We start from the raw sequence: 17,593 nt of genomic DNA on the forward strand, positions 1-17,593 counted from the left end.
CTCTCATCGAAGTATTTATGGCACCTGCGCGGTGCCTCAGCGCGGGACCACGAATTCGGTGACCCTCATGTCCCTTCCGTCGATTTCCGCCCACGACTTCTCGGTCTGCAGCACGGCGAGTCCCAGCGTCGGGTAGTTCATGGCCAGCTCGTAGACCGCTTCCTCGTCCGAGTCTGCCGAGGCCAGGCGCATGGCCAGTTCCTGCAGCACCGGCTGGTGCCCAATGACCAGCAGCGTGGTGACGGTGTCGGGTGTTTCGTTGATGATGGCGCACAACCTGGTGCTCGAGGCGCCGTAGATGCGCGAGTCCATGTAGGGCGTGGGGGCCTTTTCGCCCAGCTCGCTGATGACCCACGCGCAGGTGGCGCGGGTCCGCTGGGCATCGGAGAGCACGATGTAGTCGGGGACCACGTCGTGCTCGCGCAGCCAGGCACCGGCGGCGGGCGCCTCGCGGTTGCCGCGGGCGGCCAGCGGCCGGTCATGGTCGGACACACCCAGCGGGTAGTCACTCTTGGCATGGCGCAGCAACACGAGTCGCTTCAGGTGGTGGTCACTCATGTTCCCAAGCTTAAGCCGCTTTGGTCATTGCAGCACCCCGCGCTGCGCGCCGCCGGCCCCGGGTGGATCGTGAAAGCGTGGAATATCAAACATCAAGTCTTGGGTTGTCTCCGCAGCGGCCTGCATTTGCCAGGTTTAGTCCGGTTGGTGCTTGGCCAGGTGTGGTCGCGGTGGGTTTTGTGCGTTCCCGATCCAGCAGCGAGAGGAACCACAGCGGATCAGGGGCGATGTCACCGCCGTCTCTGCTGCCCAGGATGGTGATTGCGCAGTCGAGACAGCCCGTGTTCCAGGGAACGATGGTAGCAACGGGAAAATTCAGCCCGCTAGCGCTGGTGTTCGAGGACCTATAGCGGATCCCTGAATCGATTCCGGGTTCCAGCGGAGGAGTGACGCGGGCCAACCTGTACTGGTGGATCTCGTACAGGTTGGCCCTCGACTTCGACAGGACCCGGGGCGAGGAGCCCGGGAGCTCGGCAACCAAGCCTTCGTATGGTTTATCCGGCCATATCCGTATCCGGTCAGGGCCGGCGGACGATTCGGCACGTCGCGCGGCTACGCCTATGCCCGCGCAAATTCGGGTACCAGCGATTCATACACGATGTCACCCTTCTGGACGCTGCCAAAACGCTCGGCAAGTATTGCCATGTGTTCAACGGTTTCCTTCTTGGCCTTGAACATCGGCTGAATCCTCGGGGCAATGGCCGTGGCGTAGTGCTCGATGTATGCCGCAGCGATTTCAGGTGCCTTGCCACCGAGTCCGGTGGTGTTCAGCAGGTCGGCTGCAGCCTTTTGGTTATCGATGATCCACTTATTGGCGTCTTCCTGGCACGCCAGCCAGTTCTGGACGAGCTCCGGCTGCTGCAACGCCATTTCCTCGCGGACACCGATCGCAAGTACCGCCTGGTTGCGCATAATATCGGGCACATTCTGCTCCGCGAAATCAATGATGATGCTCCCGCCGGCTTCCTGGGCAGCAAAGCGAGTCGAGGTCCACTGGACGGTGACGTAGGCATCGATGCGATTCTGCTGCAGGTTCGTGATCCCCTGGGCGGTGGTACCGACGCCCAGCACCGTCACGTCGCCGTATTTCATTCCGGCCGTCTCGAGGGCGAGCTTCAGCTGCAGGTCACTGCCCGAACCAACGCTCGTAACGCCGACTTTCTTTCCCTTCAGCGACTGCATCTTGTCCTCAAAGCTCGCATCGGCACCCGGAGCCTTGAAATCCTTGCCGCCGACGATTCCGTAGGAAGTCTCCGCGGTGCGGAAACCGATGAGCACCGGACGCTTACCCTTGGTGCTGTTCGCATGGGTCGCCATCAACAGCATCGAATCGGAGGCGTTCCCGTCGAGGGCGCCTGCCACCATCAGCTGGAACGATTGGACGCCGCTTTGCGGGGTCAGGTGCTTGGGAGTGTCCAGGCCGTGCCTGCCATAGTCCTTGTTGGCCAGATTGACGGTATCAAGAAAATAGGAATCCCCGGGGAAAGATCCAACCGAGAATTTAGTGAGGCCCTTGGTGGCTTCGGCCCCTCCCCCGCAGGCCGCCAGCAACGGGACGGAGCCAAGCGCGGCAGCGCCAAGTCCGACATACCGTAACAGCGATCGGCGCGAGACTTCGTAGCCCAACATCCGCGGATCCCCAAAAGTCGTTCCGTTTTTCCTTGACTCAAACATTCCTACTCCTCAGTGGTTGATTGGTACTTGGTGCTCTATTGGTGCGATGTGTAAAACCTTGGTTGCCCTCGGGCCCCTGCGTACCCCGCGACTGTTGACCCTGTGGCTGCTCCCACGGCAAGCCGTCGATGTGCAGCTGGCCAGCCAGCCAGAGGGCCCCGCGGCCCCCGGGGAAGGACTATTTGATCAAGAATCCTTCATAGTCGCGGGCGGCAATGTCTTCACAGTGCGCCCGGTACGTTCCGACACCGCCGACGTAGGGCATGAACACCCGAGGCTTGCCCGGAACGTTTGCGCCCAGGTACCAGGAGTTGGCGCTTGGGAACAGGGTTTTTTCCGAAAGCTCGCGGACATGCTCAACCCATTCGTCCTCTGCGACGGTGTTGGCCTCGGAACTAGCGCATCCCCGCTCAGCCAGGTAAGACAAGTGCTCGGCGATCCACTCGACGTGCTGCTCAATGGAGGTGACCATGTTGCTCAGCACGCTGGGGCTGCCGGGTCCGGCAATTGTGAACATGTTGGGGAAACCGGCAACCGCAAGGCCCAGGTAGGTGCGGGCTCCCGCGTCCCAGTGTTCACGCAATGAGGCGCCGCCGCGTCCACGGATATCCATGCGGAGCATGGCTCCGGTCATGGCATCGAAACCGGTGGCCACGACGATCGTATCCAGCTCAAAGTGCTTGCCGGCCGTCTGGATTCCACGGGCCGTGATTTCCTGGATCGGGTCGCTCTTGACGTCTACAAGATCTACGTTGTCCCTGTTATAGGTCGCGTAGTAGTCGGTGTCGACGCAGATGCGTTTTGCGGTGATCGGGTGGTCCTGGGGCTTGAGGAGTTCCGCGATTTTCGGGTCATCCACCATTTCGTCGATCTTGCCCCGGACGAACGTGGCAAGTGCGTCGTTGGATTCCTTGTTCCGGATGAGGTCATTGAAGCAGGAAGAGATCCTGAATCCACCCTTGGGCCAGTGGTGCTCAAAGATCCGCTGGCGCTCTTCCGCGCTGACCTCCATGGCCGACTGGTCGCGCCTTTGGTATGGAATGCCCATGGTCGTGTGTCGGGAGCGTTCACGCAGTGCCGGGTAATCGGCCTTGATTCCCTTGACCCACTCCTGGTCAATCGGTCCGTTGAAGGCGGGAACCGAGAAGTTCGGGGTCCGCTGGAAGACCTGGAGGTTCTCGGCCTGCGAGGCAATCACCGGGATTGCCTGGATGCCCGAAGAACCGGTTCCGATAACCCCGACGCGCTGGCCGGTGAAGTCGACCTCTTCGTGAGGCCACATTCCCGTGTGCAACAAGTTGCCCTCGAACGATTCAAGACCCGGGATATCCGGCATGCGGGCCGAGGACAGGCAACCGGTCGCCATGACGCAGTACCTAGCACGAGTCACCTGGCCGCCCTCCGGCCCGACGGTGGTCACCGTCCAGACATCGGAAACCTCGTCGAAAATCGCGGATACTGCCGTCGTTTCGAAGGAAATGTCCTTCCGGAGATCGAAGCGATCGGCCACATGGTTAAGGTAGCGAAGCAGTTCAGGCTGCGCGGGGTAACGTTCGGTCCATTCCCATTCCTGTTCCAGGTCCGCATCAAAGGAGTATGAGTAGTAGGGGCTTTCAACATCGCAGCGGGCACCCGGGTACCGGTTCCAGTACCAGGTACCACCCACGCCGTCGCCCTTTTCGAGGGCCACGGCCTCCATGCCGATTCCCCGAAGCTTATGGAGCATGTATAGACCGGAGAATCCGGCGCCAACAACCAATACATCGACTTCATCTGGCAAACGCACGTTAGGCCTCACTTTCTACTTTTTCGTTTTCGCTGATGCGACTCGCAATCAGTTCTGTCACTTCTAAACTTGCTGGCAGTATTCCCACCATTTGAATAAACCCATGCATTTGTCCCTGCCACCGGTGCAACTCGACGTCGACACCGGCTGCTGACAGCGCACGCGCGTAGTGCTCTCCCTCATCACGAAGCACGTCATGCTCCGCGGTAATGATTAGTGCCGGGGGAAGCCCGGAAAGATCTTCGCGTTTGAGCGGTGAAGCCTCCGGGTGGCTCCGCCCGAAAGGATCTTGCAGGTAGTGCCCCCAGAAGTACTCCATGGCTTCCACCGGAAGCAGCGTCTGGTTCTCCGGCGCAAGGTAGCTCGGCCGAGTCAGATCGTGGTCCACCACCGGATAGATCAGGATCTGGCCGGCGAGCTTGCCCACCCCGGTGTCCCGGGAACGGTGCGCCACGACGGCTGCCAGGTTTCCACCCGCGCTGTCGCCAGCAACATACATGGCTGCCTCGGGTGCGGCCACGACTTCACGGTTTTCAACCATCCATTCAAAAGCCGCCCACGAATCGTCGACAGGTACCGGGAAGGGGTGTTCCGGAGCCTTTCTGTATTCGGCCATGACGATCGTGGCACCCGAGCTTTTGGCCAGGTTACGTGCCATCGAATCGTGCGAGTCGAGACCCCCGAGAACCCAACCGCCGCCGTGAAGGTACAGCACCACGGACCTCGGAGTCAGGCTCGGCTTGTGGATGCGCATCCGGATCTCCGCATCCGGCGCCACAGAAAGAAGGAGGTCACGCGTCTCTTCAAGCTCGGGACCGGGCGCTGCCAACGCACCTCGGGCGGAAGTCTGACGCCTCGCTTCGACCGGGCTAAGCGAGTGGAACGGAACCGCTTCCGAATTTTGTGCTGCGCGCAAAAGTGCGGTTGTCGCTTCATCGAGGGCCATGGAGAAGTCCTTCAAGTTCAGTGAGTGGATGGGGTGCAGCTCGATTCAAAGTGAACCTTGTCACAACAGCCTAGAATGCATGATGCATTCTTTTCTAGTGCTTTGAGGAAAAACTTGTTTCCTTGCCAGCTCTGTCCGAAATCCGGAATAAGCTTTATGATGATCGGCTCCACCCGCACCCCCGACTCAGGAGAAGGCACCCATGACAACCGGGCCAAACAACTTCGTCGCACCAGCGACTCTCGGCGAAGCCGTTGCCGCGCAGCTCAGGAGTGAGATCGCCACGGGTACGCTCCCTCCGGGAGCACCCGTGAGGGATGCGGAAATTGCCGCGAGGCTGGGCGTCAGCATCACCCCGGTTCGAGAATCAATTGCGGTTCTCATCTCAGAAGGACTGATCGACGTCCTGCCCAACAAGCGCCGGCAGGTCACAACCCTCACCCAGCGCCAGGCGGAAGAACTCATGGATGCGTTGGGCGCACTTCTCACAATCGGGCTATACAGGATTGACGGAAAAACCCAAGACATCGAGCCCTTGCGAAAAATCATGCTGAAAATTGGCGAGGGCATTGCGCATCCCGAGACACGCCCACCCGAGGGTGGTCCTGTCACGCAAATGGTCAACGAGATATTCGCACTCGCCGGCAATTCGGAACTGCGAGCACTGTCCCAGGGTCTCGTGATCCGCAGTAGCGCCAGGATCTCCCTTTACCCGTACAAACACCTTGCACCCCTCTGGAATGCCGCATTTACGGAAATAGCTGAATTGCTTCCCGACACCAAGGCGGCCGCCGTCAAGGTCTCCGAATTCTTTGAGCTGCTGGTGGCCACAATGTCCACCGAGCGGACTCCGGATCAGGTGGTCACGTTGGCCTAGCGCCACATCCTCCGAAAGATCCTCGGCAAAATTGTCGCTCTAGACAGAACCGTGAAATTCATGTCATGGTTTTGAGCGTGGCAGAAGTCACGCCAATACCCCGAGGAGTTCCATTGAAGTCTTTCGCTGCGTTCACTGCCGATCAGTCCATCCGTGAAGTTGAGTCGGAAACCCCTTCACCGGCAGGAAAAGAAGTTCTTTTACGAATTACCCACAGTGGAGTTTGCCATTCAGATATCCATGCGCGACAAGGTCATTTTGATCTTGGTAGCCGTGGAAAAATGTCACTCGCCGCTCGCGGAATGGGTGAAAGCATCGTCATGGGTCACGAGATTGTCGGCGAGGTAGTGGCCGTCGGCGGGGACGTTGTCGACAAGAAAGTCGGAGACCGACTGCTCGTATACCCGTGGCTTGGATGCGGCGAATGCACGCGATGCCTGGACGGCCGGGAAAATGCTTGCACGCGCTCGCGAACCATTGGCGGGCAGCTGCCCGGCGGATACGCCGACCATGTCCTGGTTCCCAACGAAAAGTACTTGCTGGATATTAACGGGCTGGACCCATCGTGGGCAGCGACGCTGGCATGCTCAGGCGTCACCTCCTTCTCGGCCATCAACAAGGTCCTCCCGCTGCCCCCGGAAGCACCAATTGCCGTTATCGGTGCCGGCGGCGTCGGCCTGAGCGCCATTGCAATCCTCACGGCAATGGGCCACCGGAATACGATCGCTCTTGACTTGAATACGGCCAATCTTGAACTCGCTGCGGCCGCCGGCGCAACCCACACATTTTTGATGGACTCGGAGAGCAGCAGGGCAACCGTGGTTGATGCTCTCGGCTTTTCCCCCGATGCAATCATCGATTTTGTCAACAATTCGCAGACTTCAACCTTGGGGTTCGATTGGATCGTGAAGGGCGGAATCATGGTCCAGGTCGGTCTCTTTGGAGGGGAGCTGGTTGTCCCAACAACCCTGCTGGCCATGAAGATGATCACCCTTCGAGGGAGCTTCGTGGGCAACCTTGGCGAGCTGACCGAATTGGTTGAATTGGCGAAATCGGGGCAGCTTCCCCAAGCACCGGTGAGCTTCGGCCCACTGTCGGAAGATGGCGTGCGCAACGCCCTGGACGCCCTGGAAGCCCGTCTGGTGTCCGGTCGCGTAGTTCTTGTTGCCAACAATTAACACAAAGAATGCATTCTGCATTCATAATAGGACCCGCGTGTCTCGCCGCACTCTAGCAGTTGCCACCGCCCCGCTAAGGAGAAACCCAAGTCATGTACCGCTCAACCAATCCCGCCACCGGCCTCATCGAGGCAGAATTCCCAACACTCACGCCCGAGCAGATTGCACAGGCTGCAGAACAATCATCGACCGCGTACAAGTCCTGGCAAGAGGTCCCAGTCAATCGCCGCGCAGAGATCATCCTCAACGTCGCGAATATTGTTGAAGGCAGGGCCGAAGAGCTCTCCGAAATAATCACGCGAGAAATGGGAAAACCAATCTCGCAGTCTCGTGGAGAAATTTCAATTGTTGCTTCCATTTGTCGCTACTACGGCGACAACGCCCAGGAACTACTAGCAGATGAGAAACTGAACCCGGCCAGCGGCGACCATGCCATCGTACGAACCAGTCCGATCGGCCCGATTCTGGGAATCATGCCTTGGAACTTTCCATTCTATCAAGTTGCTCGGTTCGCTATTCCTAATCTGTTGCTTGGAAATACCATTCTTTTGAAGCACGCAAGCAATTGCCCGCAAGCTGCAATCGCTTTTGATGAGATTCTTCACGAGGCAGGGGTCCCTGCGGACGCCTACATCAACCTCTTGGCTTCATCCCACGACATTGATGACTTGATTGCTTCACCGCACGTCCAGGGAGTATCGCTCACGGGCTCCGAGAAAGCCGGGGCGGCCGTCGCCGCCCAAGCCGGCAAACACCTGAAGAAGGTGGTCCTGGAACTCGGTGGATCCGATCCGCTCATCGTCCTCGATTCGGAAAAGCTATCTTCGACCGTCAAGCTGGCACTGCGCGGCCGGTTCGCGAACGCCGGTCAGGCCTGTGTCTCGTCCAAACGCATGATCGTGCTGGATCACGTGTTTGATGAGTTCTCCGCTGCCTTCTCTACCGCAGCTTCTTCCATCACGCCGGGCGATCCCATGGACGCGTCGACGTTCCTGGGTCCGCTCTACTCGGCCGAAGCGCGAGAGGAAATCATGGAAATCGTCAACGACGCACTGGACCGCGGCGCCGAACTGCTTGTCGGAGGGGAATCCGTCGGGGATTCGGACGCGTTCATGAGTCCCGTTGTCTTGACCGGCGTTACCCCCGAAATGCGTGCATTCCGGGAGGAAATCTTCGGGCCGGTGGCGGTTCTACACCGCGCCCGGGATACGGAACATGCGATCGAGCTGGCAAACGATTCCGATTTCGGTTTAGGTGCCGCCATCTTTGGTTCAAATGCGGCCGAGGCAAACGCCGTTGCCGATCGCCTCGAAGCCGGCATGGTGGTCATCAACGGCATCGCCGGAACCCAGGCGGATCTTCCGTTTGGAGGGATCAAGCGCTCGGGTATCGGCCGTGAACTGGGCCAGTACGGAATCGATGAGTTCTCCAACAAGAAGCTGATCCGAGTGCCGGCACCAGCTGTCTAATCCCGACACCACCTACCGGGAATTTTCTGCGATCGCTCGAGTGACCCTTTGACATCCTGCGTTTCGCGACGCCGGAGCCGGTCCGTGATGGTCGTGGCGGGCTCCTTTCCTGGTATCAATTTTCCATGACATGCCGGGAGGCCGTTGATTTCGTGATTTTCTCGGGATCGGCGGTCTGCCCGGTTTCGGGCGTGCCATCACAACCACGTCGTTGACCAGGGCATAGGGTTCCGCTGCGACTCCGCCATCGCGGCGGTCACCTTGGTCGTGCTCCAGCAATCCGGCTGCAGTCAGGACCGTTGCTGCCGGATAACGAACCGAGTTTGATCCGCGCGTTGATTGCTGCCGTTTAGATCGGCAATGCCATGCTTTTGCTGAACCTGCCATTGGCCGGAGTCCATAAGGCTCTGGATTCCTCCCACCTACTTCTAGACGACTGATTCCAAGGGATCTACGGCCGCAGGCACTCAATGAGAGCAGTGGGTGCCGGACGGCCCCCCGGCTGCCCCAGATTGCCATAGTCCGTGCAAGGCGGCGCCCTAGCACCCACACGGTGACCCGGGCAATGGTGCGCCCACCATGGGCGTCGAGGTCCAGCCGGCTCTTGTGGGTTACGTTGATTGACTCGACGATCTGCTTCAACTGTTTCAGAAAGTCGCTGACGAGCGGGCTTCACCGGGACGATGCCGGACTTGGCGAAGCCCGCTTCCAAGGCCTTGCCAAGCAGTTCCCGGTCGCCGCCACCGGCAACCTCCGGACGGGCCCTCAAAAGGTTTCCACTGGTGCCGCAAAAGTGTCCGGGTCGTTGTCCATCGGAACTTTTCAGGTTCGAATGGTCGGTATTGCATCTCGAGTCTGAGCACCCTTGCCCACACAGTCACTCTTTGGAACCAATCCTCAGTCGCGCATCGTGCTATTCGCCCTGCTTGACGCGTACAACATCAAGAGCGCAGGGTTCGTTGTCGGGGTGCTGCTGGCGTTGGTCCTGCGGTGACAATTCCCTGGTCCCCTCCCCGGAGATCCTTTGGGCCAGTACATCGTTCCTCCCTGCAGCGACGTTGAGCCCGGCTCGGGTGTCGTCGTGAGACCGAGGTGTGGCATGGAACAGGCTGGATAGCACTCGTTCCGGGCCTGGCATGATTTCTGCACAGCGCCGCACCGCTTAATGCAGTTGGGGGCTTGCACGGCAAATGCCGCGCAAGCCCCCAACTGGGATAAAACGAAATTTATATGGTGTATTCCGGGGCGGCCCAGACGACGACCTCGGGGTGCTCGTAGAAGCGGTAGCCCTGGCCGCGCACGGTGCGCACGGTGTTGGCCAGACGGCCCAGCTTGGAGCGCAGGCGACGGATGTGCACGTCGATGGTGCGCTCGTTCGGGACCTCTTCGGCGTTGCGCCACAGGTTGGTGAGCAGCTCGTCGCGGCCCACGGTGCGGGTGCCGTTCTCCACCAGGTAGTTCAGCAGCTCGAATTCCTTGAACGTGAGGTTCAGGGTCTCGCCGTCAAGGTGCACCTCGCGGCGGGACAGGTCGATCAGCACGCCGGAGGGGCGCGGTGCCGTGGGGCGGGCATCGACGCGCGGGCGGCGGTTGACCGTGGGGTCCCCCAGTGCCTGGCGCACGACGTCGATGTTTTCGCCCTGGGCGCTGGCCGGGGCCAGTGCGACGGCGGCATGGGTCTGCGCTTCGGGGGAAAGCGTGGCCAGGAAGGCGCGGACCTGGGTTGCCAGCTTGCCCAGCGAGGTTCCCTGCGCCTGGGCCACCGACTCGTCAAGACCTACATAGAGCACGAAACCGCGTGCGGTGGTGTCGCCTGCCACCGGCTGCGGGCCGGGGCTTCCGCTGGGAGCCACAATGGGGGTCGGAGCAGTCATCGGTCGAGTCTCGTGGGCCGCCGGGACCGCATGGAGCTGGCGATAGCCGGCAGGGGTGTAGCCGCCTGGAGCAGTGTTGCGCTGCGCTGCCGCGGCGCGGGACTGGGCGTTGCGGATTGAGACATGGACGTATCCGGACGTTACCGACATGCTTCTTTACCTCTAACTCGTGTGAATGCCACGGAATGGCGCGAATACCTAGGTGCTCCGCTTGCCTCGCCGGTGCGAGGGGCGGGAGCGATGCGAGTGTCACTGAGCGTCGAAAGGGTTCCGACGCTCAGCTGGGCATTCGACAATGACACTGGCGATGAGTCATCGCCACGCCTTCAAAAAGGCTCCGAGGTGTCATTGCTGCGCTATTCACAAACACTAGTTTCCTCGTAATATAAGGAACCCGCAAGTAACAAACTTCGATAGTGTCCACCATGTGAGACATCAAGCGCTTGAAGTGACGATCATCACATTGTGCAGATGTGTGATGTGGTGGCCGCTGGCCATGCGGTATGCCCTGTCATTTCCCATCGGGCAAGCAATCTGATCAATGCTCCCCATCCCTACCGCCGATGCGGCCAGACTTACACCCGTAGCGGGCTCCAAGCAACGGCCCCGCCAGGCATTGGCGCCGCAGCCACCGGACCCACGGCGATCACAGGCCGTAGGCTGGATGCACCATGCCTCACAGCCCGCGCACAGCCGGGCCACAGGGCCGGCCTACACCCCGGAGGGAAAGTTAGAAACATGCCAAGCTCCCGATTTTCTCCTACGCAACTGCCCCGACTGACCCACCCGGACGGCACCGCCATCAAGGTGCTGGTCGTCGACGACGAACCCTCGCTGGCCGAACTGGTCTCGATGGGCACCCGCATGCTGGGTTGGGAAGCCACAGTGGCGCATGACGGGCCCTCGGCGGTGGAAGCAGCCCGCAAGTCGACACCCGACGTCCTGGTGCTCGACTGGATGCTGCCGGGTTTCGAGGGCCCGGAGGTCCTGCGCAAGGTCCGCACCTTCCTCCCCGAGGTCCCGGTGCTCTTCCTGACCGCCAAGGACGCGGTGGAGGACCGCATCGAGGGACTGGGCATCGGCGCCGACGACTACGTCGCCAAGCCCTTCAGCCTCGAAGAGGTGCTGCTGCGGCTGCACAAGCTCGTGGAACGCTCCGGCGCCACCGCCGCAGACAGCGCCGAACTGGTGGTCGGCGACCTGGTGCTGAACTCCGACTCCCACGATGTCACCCGCGCCGGGGTTCCCATCAACCTCACCGCCACCGAGTTCGACCTGCTCTCCTACCTGATGGTCAACGCACGCCGCGTGGTCTCCAAGACCCAGATCCTGGACAACGTCTGGCACTACGACTTCGGCGGCCAGGCCAACATCGTCGAGCTCTACATTTCCTACCTGCGCAAGAAGATCGAGGCCGACGGCCCGGCCATGATCCACACGGTGCGCGGGGCCGGGTACATGCTCAAGCCCGCGTCATGAGCCAGCCCGCACGCCCGTTGCTGCCACACGACGCACCGGAACCGCAGCCGGCCGAAGCGGCCCGGCCCGATGCCGGGGACGCAGAGGCTGCCTCGGCCCTCGAGGCAGCCTCGTCCGAACCGGGAGAGCCCGGGCAGGAAGCCGTACAGGTTCCGCTCAGCGCTCGGCTGAGGCAGCGCTTCGGCCGGCTCACCCTGCAACGCAAGCTGCTGCTGGCCCTCATCGGGTCACTCGCATTGATCTGCGCCGTCATCGGGCTGCTGTTGAATGCCGGCATGCGCCAGGCCATGGCGTCGCAGCTGCACGAACAGTTGGACTTCGCTTCCGAACGCGCCGCAACCTACTCCGCGCAAAACGGACGCGACGCGTCATCCGGCCCGCTTTTCGCCCCCGGCCAGGCCTCCGGAACGCTCAATGCCCGGCTCGTCCCCGGCTACCTGATCTCCGGGGCCGTGCTCGACTCCAAGACCGGAGACCGCAAGGACATCACCGACGCGGACGTGCTGCCGTTGTCCTCCGTCAAGGTCGATGCCCCGCCAGTGGTCAAGCACCTGAGCATCGGCGACTACCTGCTCTCGGCCCAGAAGGACCCCGGATCCGGAGGCGTCCTGATCACCGGGCTGCCGTTGGCTCCCAACGAGCGGACCCTGGCCGCGTTGGGCATCCTGACGCTGACCATTTCGCTGGCCGGGGTGATCGCCATCGGCCTGGTCGGTTCGATGATCATCCGCCGCTCGCTGGCCCCGCTGCAGCGGGTCTCCGCCGTGGCTTCCTCGGTGGCCAACGCCGAACTCGAATCCGGCACCGCCGCGCTGGAGGCACGGGTTGCCCCCCGCGATTCGATCCCCGGCACCGAATCCGGCGAGGTGGGCAGGGCGTTGAACGCCCTGCTGGACAACGTGGGCTCTGCCTTCGCGGTGCGCGAGGCCTCTGAGGCACAAATGCGCCAATTCGTTGCCGACGCGTCGCACGAGCTGCGCACCCCGCTCTCGGCCATCCGCGGCTACACCGAACTGATCAGCGCCACCGAGCATTTCTCCGACGACGGGCAACGATCGCTGAACCGCGTGCTGGAACAGAGCACCCGGATGAGCTCCCTGGTGGAGAACCTGCTGCTGCTGGCCCGGCTCGACGAGAAGCACCACGTCAAAAAGGCCCCGGTGGACCTGGGGAAATTGGCGGCCGAAATCACCGAGGACTTTGCCATCACCGCCCCGACCCACCACTGGATCCCCAAGGTCCCGGACACCCCGCTGACGGTCTCGGGCGACGCCTCCGCGCTGCGCCGGGTCATCACCAACCTGCTGGCCAACGCCCGCAAGCACACCTCCGAGGGCAACACCGTCACGGTCTCCGTCACCCGCGATGCGGCCACGCACCAGGCGGTGCTGCGGGTTGCCGACACCGGGGAAGGCATCGCACCGGACTTCCTGCCGCTGGTGTTCAAGCGTTTCACCCGCGCCGATGCGGCGCGCTCCGGCGCCGACGGCACCACCGGGCTGGGACTGCCGATCGCCAAGGCCATCGTGGAGTCGCACGACGGATCCATCGATGTCACCTCGGCCCCGGGGAACACGGTTTTCGAGGTGCGCCTGCCGCTTCCGCTGGTGGTCCCGCCCAAGCCCTCGACCCCGCCGAAGCCTGCCTGAGCCCGCCCCCCAACACAAACGCCGCCGCGGATCGGGACCCTTGATCCCATCCGCGGCGGCGCCGCAAGTACGTGTTGTTGTTAGTGGGCCACGCCGTAGAGGCGGTCTCCGGCATCGCCCAGGCCGGGAACGATGTAGGCGTTCTCGTCCAGCTTCTCGTCCAGGGCACCCAGGACCAGGTGGACCTTCTCGTTGTCCCCGTAGGCCTGCTCCAGGCGGGCCAGTCCCTCGGGGGCCGCGATCAGGCAGATGCAGGTGACGTCGGCTGCGCCGCGGTCGAAGAGGAACTTGATCGATTCGATCAGTGTGCCGCCGGTTGCAAGCATCGGGTCCAGCACGAAGACCTGGCGACCGGTCAGGTCCGAGGGAAGCCGCTCGGCGTAGGTGATGATGTCCAGGGTTTCCTCGTTGCGGGCCATGCCCAGGAAGCCGACCTCGGCGGTCGGGACCAGGCGGGTCATGCCCTCGAGCATGCCCAGGCCGGCGCGCAGGATCGGCACCACGAGCGGGGTCGGCTTGGCGAAGGCGATGCCGGTGGTCGTTGCCACCGGGGTCTCGACCTGGATCTGGACGGTCTTGACCTCGCGCGTTGCCTCATAGGCCAGCAGGGTCACCAACTCATCGGTCAGCTGCCGGAAAACCGGCGACGGGGTGTTCTTGTCTCGAAGGACCGATACCTTGTGGGCCACCAACGGGTGGTCAATTACCTGTACGCGCATGCACCAAAATCTACCAGCCGAATGTGCCCGTTTGCCGGTTTTCGCATTCCGGCTTCGGGTGATTCCCGCCATTGACCAACCTTTGGGCCGGGAGGAGAATGGGCCGCAGACCGGGCCGGCCTGCGGCCCGGAGAAACATGAAGCTGGCACCATGGAAATCACCCACCCGCTTCCGGCATCCGCGTTACGGTCGCTGTCGGCGTCACTGCACGGAATGCTCTTCACCGCCGCCGATCCCGAATACGCAGAGAGCCGCACCGTTTGGAACGCCATGATCGACAGGCACCCCCTGTTGGTGGTTCGCGCCGCCGACGTTGCCGACGTGTCTCTCGCGCTGGCCTTCGCCCGGGAGCATGGATTGCCGTTGGCGGTTCGATCCGGCGGGCACAACGTGGCGGGGTTCGGCACCGTCGAGCACGGCTTGGTGCTGGACATGCGCGCCCTGAACACCGTGCACGTGGATGCCGCGGAGCAACGGGTGAGGGTCGGCGGAGGCGCGCTCCTGGGTGAACTCGACCGCGCGACCAGCACCCACGGGCTGGCGGTCCCCGTCGGCGTCGTCTCGAAAACCGGCGTGGCCGGACTGTGTCTCGGCGGTGGCTTCGGCTGGCTCACCCGGCCCCTCGGACTGACCGTTGACAGCCTCTTGGCGGCGGACCTTGTCACCCCGGAGGGCGAGGTGATCCACACCGACGCCACCACCAACCCCGACCTGCTCTGGGGTCTCACCGGCGGGGGCGGAAACTTCGGGGTCGTCACCGAGTTCACGTTCAAGGCCCACCCGCTGCCGGAAACCCTCTACGCCGGGAACCTGATCTACCGCCCCGAACAGTGGAAGCATGCCCTGCACGCCGTGCGTGACTGGTCCTCCAGGCTCCCGGACCAGATGACGGTCATCGTCACGGCCATGGTGCCGCCGCCCGAGTGGGAGCTGGGCACCAGCAGCGTGCTCATCGTCGGATTCCTCTGGGCGGATCCGGACCATGCGACCGGCGCCGCTTGCGTGGAGGAATTCCTCGCAAATGCGCCCACCGACGAACAGGACATCTCCCCCGTTTCATGGCCCGACTGGCAGTCCGTGGTGGACGAGATGTTCCCCAAGGGCGTGCGCGCCTACTGGAAGAACACTGCACTGGACGACCTCTCGGACGAGGCCATCAATGTGTTCACTGCCCGAGCGCGGCAACTCGACTGGCCGGGCATGGGCTTCGACATCCACGTCATGGGCGGTGCCATGGGACGAATCCGCCCGGAAGCAACGGCATTCGAAGACCGAAGCTCCCCGTTCTGGCTGAACATCTACGGCTTCTGGAACGGCAAGGAACTCGACGACCACCACATTGCCTTCATCCGCGGCTTCCACCATGAGATGCAACCCTTCACTCACGGCGGGGAGTACGTGAATTTCTCAAGCAGCGATGAACACGTGCCCGGTGGCTTCGATCTACTCGGCCTCTACGGGGCCGAAAAGCTCGCCAAACTCACGACGCTCAAACGCCGCTACGACCCTCACAACAGGCTTCGCCTGAACCACAACATCGTCCTGCCGAGCACCGGATAGCCGCACCCGCCGGCAGCTGGTTGCCGCATTCCGGTGCAGACGGCATCGAGGGCGCCTACACCGGAACTAGACTTGGCCGGGTGATTCCCGAACAACCCAGCCACCGCGACCTCATGGACCTGGCCCTCGCCGAGGCCAAGGCGGCCTTGGCCACCGGCGACGTTCCCATCGGCGCGGTCGTCATCGGCCCCGATTCAAAGGTGCTGTCCACCGGCCGCAACGAGCGCGAGGCGCACGGGGACCCCACGGCCCATGCGGAGCTCGTGGCCATCCGCGCCGCGGCCCAGGCCCTGCGTGATGCCGGGCGCGGGGACGGGTGGAGGCTGGAGGACTGCACCCTGGTGGTCACCCTCGAGCCCTGCGCCATGTGCGCCGGGGCCATCGTGCTCGCGCGCATCCCGAAAGTCGTCTTCGGCGCCTGGGACGAGAAGGCCGGTGCCGTCGGTTCGGTGTTCGACATCCTTCGCGAACCGCGGCTGAACCACTGGGTCGAGGTCTACCCAGGGGTCCGCGAGGAAGAATGCGCCGCGCTGCTCAGCGATTTCTTCCGCGCCCGGCGCCGCGACTGATCCGCACCCGCCGCCCTACCCGGCGCGCAGCGCGTCGAGCCTGGCAATGTTCTTGGCCCTCGACTTCGGCGAATCCAGGGAAAACGACCTGAAATCGCCGAGGTCCCCGGTGATCCACTCCCCAGTGAGCGCGATGCGTGCAAGCACGGCGGCGCTCGCCGGCTCGAACGTCCACCAGGCGACCCGGGCGTTTTCCGGGTCGTACTGCCACAGCCCGATGATGCGCCCGCGATCCAGGATCGGATGGTCCGAGAGGTCGGCGGCCAGCGCCGAGCCGCTCATCCCCTCCACGGCCTTGGCCCCGGCTTCATCGAACAGGTCGGCCGAGTTCCGGCGCAACAGCACCAACGAGTCGGAGCCCGAGAGCAGCTGGATGTCTTCACCCGCGGGAGCCTCGAATCCGGCCAGCTCGTTCACGTCATGCGGCAGCATCCACAGCACCTCGCCCGCAGCGGTGGGAACCTGAACGGCCCCGGCTGCCGCCAACGCCTTCTTGGACTGGGCCACGGTGAATGCCGTGAACCAGCGGACCTGACCCAGAGTGGCGCCTCCGGTCCAGCCAAGGAACCGCTCGAGCATGCGCGCCCTGACTGCTTCGTCGTCTTCCCCGCTGCCATCCAGCTCCCAGGCCACATAGGAGTAGCGCTGCTGGTCCAGCCGGCCGTTCACCGGCACCCGGCGGATCCGTCCGTCCGCCTGCAGCAGCCCGAGCGCGGCCGGCAATGTGGTGGAGGCACCCTTCTTCTTGCCTTCCTCGCCCATGTTGCGGACCCTGTCCCCCAGGACCTTCTTGAGGCCCTGCGGGTCCAGTGCTTCCTCTGCGGTTCCCCGGGCGTCGCGCAGGACCTGCAGGATGTCTTGCGCCAATGCCTCGATTTCCGCCCGCTTCACGCCCAGGCGTTCGAGCACCTTCACGGAGGCCTCGGCCGAGGCGTGGCCCAGTTGCAGCCCCCAGGCGTAGTCCGCGGCCGGCAACACGTAGGTGCAGCCCCGGGCAGTCGGCAGCTCATGGATTTCCCGGGAGGCGGCGGCCGCGTCGACATCGGCCCGGGGCATGCCGGTCCGGGAGAAAAGCGTCAGGTAGATGTTGGCCCCGCCGATCGACCGAGCCCAGCCCACCCGGTCCAGGATCTCTGCCGCTCCCTTGGATGCCAGCGAACCGTCAAGGCCCTGGCGGTGCCAGGACCAGGCACGAAGCAACTGCGGGTCCAGGTTCTCCGGCGGGATCTGCGTCATTTCATTCAGCGTCGTCAT

At 62.9% G+C, this 17,593-nt stretch carries 15 protein-coding genes; 8 read left to right on the forward strand and 7 right to left on the reverse strand.

The window, feature by feature from the left end; all coding sequences use genetic code 11:
* Positions 1–36: 36 nt before the first annotated feature.
* The 4 genes from JOF46_RS00390 to JOF46_RS00405 form a co-directional block, all read right to left on the reverse strand.
* Positions 37–558, reverse strand: a complete 522-nt coding sequence (locus JOF46_RS00390; protein WP_209905508.1) for a SixA phosphatase family protein — start codon at positions 556–558, stop codon at positions 37–39.
* Between the two features lie 558 nt (positions 559–1,116).
* Positions 1,117–2,232: an ABC transporter substrate-binding protein gene (locus tag JOF46_RS00395; RefSeq protein WP_209905509.1), complete on the reverse strand. Its 1,116-nt coding sequence runs from the start codon at positions 2,230–2,232 to the stop codon at positions 1,117–1,119.
* A gap of 178 nt (positions 2,233–2,410) precedes the next feature.
* Complete coding sequence (locus tag JOF46_RS00400; protein WP_342592320.1) at positions 2,411–4,030, reverse strand: flavin-containing monooxygenase; 1,620 nt, start codon at positions 4,028–4,030, stop codon at positions 2,411–2,413.
* Positions 4,020–4,964 (reverse strand): alpha/beta hydrolase, encoded by a 945-nt coding sequence (locus JOF46_RS00405; protein WP_209905511.1) that lies wholly within the window; start codon positions 4,962–4,964, stop codon positions 4,020–4,022. Before JOF46_RS00405 ends, JOF46_RS00400 begins: the two co-directional genes overlap by 11 nt.
* 202 nt (positions 4,965–5,166) lie before the next feature.
* On the opposite strand from JOF46_RS00405, the gene JOF46_RS00410 reads away from it, so the two are divergent.
* The 4 genes from JOF46_RS00410 to JOF46_RS22485 all read left to right on the forward strand — a co-directional run bounded on the left by JOF46_RS00410 (position 5,167) and on the right by JOF46_RS22485 (position 9,482).
* On the forward strand, positions 5,167–5,841 hold the full coding sequence (locus JOF46_RS00410) for a GntR family transcriptional regulator (protein WP_209905512.1): 675 nt from the start codon (positions 5,167–5,169) through the stop codon (positions 5,839–5,841).
* Between the two features lie 113 nt (positions 5,842–5,954).
* Positions 5,955–7,019 (forward strand): alcohol dehydrogenase, encoded by a 1,065-nt coding sequence (locus tag JOF46_RS00415; RefSeq protein WP_209905513.1) that lies wholly within the window; start codon positions 5,955–5,957, stop codon positions 7,017–7,019.
* Between the two features lie 92 nt (positions 7,020–7,111).
* Positions 7,112–8,488, forward strand: coding sequence for an NAD-dependent succinate-semialdehyde dehydrogenase (locus JOF46_RS00420; protein WP_209905514.1), 1,377 nt, complete (start codon positions 7,112–7,114; stop codon positions 8,486–8,488).
* A gap of 865 nt (positions 8,489–9,353) precedes the next feature.
* Positions 9,354–9,482 carry a hypothetical protein gene (locus JOF46_RS22485; protein WP_281070075.1) on the forward strand — a complete coding sequence of 43 codons (129 nt, stop codon included), beginning with the start codon at positions 9,354–9,356 and terminating at the stop codon, positions 9,480–9,482.
* 232 nt (positions 9,483–9,714) lie between these two features.
* Here JOF46_RS22485 and JOF46_RS00425 read toward each other — a convergent pair whose 3' ends face one another.
* On the reverse strand, positions 9,715–10,512 hold the full coding sequence (locus JOF46_RS00425) for a winged helix-turn-helix domain-containing protein (RefSeq protein ID WP_209905515.1): 798 nt from the start codon (positions 10,510–10,512) through the stop codon (positions 9,715–9,717).
* 588 nt (positions 10,513–11,100) lie between these two features.
* Here JOF46_RS00425 and JOF46_RS00430 point away from each other — a divergent pair.
* Entirely contained in the window at positions 11,101–11,841 is a 741-nt protein-coding gene (locus tag JOF46_RS00430; RefSeq protein WP_113763161.1) for a response regulator transcription factor, read from the forward strand.
* Positions 11,838–13,490, forward strand: coding sequence for a sensor histidine kinase (locus JOF46_RS00435; RefSeq protein ID WP_209905516.1), 1,653 nt, complete (start codon positions 11,838–11,840; stop codon positions 13,488–13,490). Before JOF46_RS00430 ends, JOF46_RS00435 begins: the two co-directional genes overlap by 4 nt.
* Before the next feature lie 80 nt (positions 13,491–13,570).
* On the opposite strand, the gene upp is transcribed toward JOF46_RS00435, so the two are convergent.
* On the reverse strand, positions 13,571–14,209 hold the full coding sequence (gene upp / locus JOF46_RS00440; RefSeq protein WP_209905517.1) for a uracil phosphoribosyltransferase: 639 nt from the start codon (positions 14,207–14,209) through the stop codon (positions 13,571–13,573).
* Positions 14,210–14,360: 151 nt separating this feature from the next.
* On the opposite strand from upp, the gene JOF46_RS00445 reads away from it, so the two are divergent.
* Entirely contained in the window at positions 14,361–15,770 is a 1,410-nt protein-coding gene (locus tag JOF46_RS00445) for an FAD-binding oxidoreductase (RefSeq protein WP_245347951.1), read from the forward strand.
* An 80-nt stretch (positions 15,771–15,850) separates the two neighbouring features.
* Entirely contained in the window at positions 15,851–16,339 is a 489-nt protein-coding gene (gene tadA, locus JOF46_RS00450) for a tRNA adenosine(34) deaminase TadA (protein WP_342592321.1), read from the forward strand.
* Positions 16,340–16,354: 15 nt separating this feature from the next.
* Here tadA and JOF46_RS00455 read toward each other — a convergent pair whose 3' ends face one another.
* Positions 16,355–17,593: a DNA glycosylase AlkZ-like family protein gene (locus JOF46_RS00455; protein WP_209905518.1), complete on the reverse strand. Its 1,239-nt coding sequence runs from the start codon at positions 17,591–17,593 to the stop codon at positions 16,355–16,357.

Source organism: Paeniglutamicibacter psychrophenolicus (assembly GCF_017876575.1).
GTDB classification, from domain to species: Bacteria; Actinomycetota; Actinomycetes; order Actinomycetales; family Micrococcaceae; genus Paeniglutamicibacter; species Paeniglutamicibacter psychrophenolicus.